The organism is uncultured Phocaeicola sp. (assembly GCF_948499155.1).
GTDB lineage: Bacteria > Bacteroidota > Bacteroidia > Bacteroidales > Bacteroidaceae > Phocaeicola > Phocaeicola faecalis.
This window is the reverse complement of the sequence record NZ_CAOOSE010000057.1, coordinates 1-1,745: the sequence shown is the minus strand read 5'-3', so window position 1 is coordinate 1,745 and position 1,745 is coordinate 1. Positions and strand designations below refer to the sequence as shown.

Sequence of the window (1,745 nt, the reverse complement as noted above, 5' to 3'; positions counted from 1 at the left end):
ACTAAGGCACATCTCCTTTTTTTATATTTAAATGTTTTTTTTCTCTATGCGACTCTTTTTTCACTAATTTGGTAATACGCGGCTATATTCCTCGTATATTGCGTCATAATTGTTCTGATAAGAATACATATAATGCGTGCAGTCCCTCCCTTTCCTGCTTTTAGTAGTTTAGCGCACATTTTTTTGATATTAAAAGCTATAGCAAAGAAAGCAAAGTCCATCGTAACCTTGTCTTCTCCTTTATGTCTGAACCGGCGGTATGCCATGTTGTATTTCATTTGTCCAAACACAGCTTCCGGTTCTATACACCTCCTGCCTCTATGCTTGATACCTTCCTCTGAGAGCAATATTTCCCGTGCCTGCCGTTTGTATTGGTTTAACCGGTGATTGACTTCTATAATACGATTTCCCTGGGCTTTAAAGCAACTGCCACGCAAAGGACAACCCTCGCAATTTTGTGCTTTATAACGTGCACTTTCGGTGATGTATCCGCTTGCAGTTTTGTCACGTCTGGTCCCTATACGGTTCATGCGCTGCCCCATAGGGCAAACGTAATAATCCTCTTCTGTATTGTAATGGAGACTTTCCGCATGGAACGGATTGGGAGTATAACGGGGACGCTGTTCTTTATGGAAGAAGTTATACTTGACAAAGGCTTCTATCCCGTTCTCCTGCATGAACCGGTAATTTTCTTCTGAGCCGTAACCGGAGTCTGCCACCCCGACAGCGGGTAAGCGGTTATAGCGATGTTGGAAGGAGTGGAAGAAAGGAATGAGCGTCAGTGTATCGGTAGGGTTGGGAAACAGTCGGAAGTCTATGAGAAATTGTTTTTCAGTACCTATTTGCAAATTATATCCGGGCTTGGTCTGCCCGTTCTTCATGGCGTCTTCTTTCATACGCATGAATGTGGCATCAGGATCAGTCTTGGAATAGGAATTACGTTCTCCAAGAGTGTCAAGATGATTGTCGTATTCCATCAGCTTTTCACGATACCCTTCAAGTTCCTTGAGCTGTTTCTTCTTTTCGCGCAGGGCTTTCTTTTGTTCCTTATCCTTTGTCGCAGGCTGGTGTTCTAGGACTTCTTTAAGTTCATCCACTATGTCAGAGAGCATGGCGGGAGTGAATTGGGCGGGTGTGTCTTTTACGGAGTTCTCTTGTGCAATGGCTTCGTCCACCTGTTCCAGAAGGATACGAATCTTGTCCAGCAACTTCGTGCGGTGCTTTTCAACACTCTTGCGCCAGACAAAAGTATATTTGTTGGCTTTGGATTCAATCTTAGTGCCGTCGATATACTCCACCTCACGACTGATGAAACCTTTGTCGGCAAGGACAAGAACTAACTGGGTGAATACATTATTTATCTCCTCCTTTACACGGTTACGAAAACGATTGATGGTGATAAAATCCGGATGCTCATTACCGGCAAGCCAGATATAATGAATGTCACGCAAGAGAAGCTTCTCTATTTTACGGCACGAATAGATATTATTCATGTAGGCGTAGATAATTACCTTAAGCATCATTTTAGGATGATAAGGACAGCGGCCGGTTTCTTTATAAAGTTTATTGAAACCTTCAAGATGGAGAGTATCAACAACTGTGTTAACTATGCGAACCGGGTCGTTCGACGCAATGTTTTCATCAATTCTTTGAGGAAAAAGAACGGTTTGGTTGGGAATGTAAGGACGAAAATGTAACTTTGCCATAACGAAATACTTTATGCCTAAAGATACAAAAACTTTGGG

The 1,745-nt window shown here is 42.6% G+C and carries 1 protein-coding gene; it reads right to left on the bottom strand.

Annotation, left to right across the window (positions count from 1 at the left end):
* Positions 1–44 precede the first annotated feature (44 nt).
* On the bottom strand, positions 45–1,706 hold the full coding sequence (locus tag QYT14_RS18820) for an IS1182 family transposase (protein WP_289826578.1): 1,662 nt from the start codon (positions 1,704–1,706) through the stop codon (positions 45–47).
* Positions 1,707–1,745 lie beyond the last annotated feature (39 nt).

Bases quoted from the DNA above. Each gene is read 5' to 3' on its own strand.
- QYT14_RS18820 (WP_289826578.1), bottom strand. From the start codon at position 1,706: ATGGCAAAGTTACATTTTCGTCCTTACATTCCCAACCAAACCGTTCTT.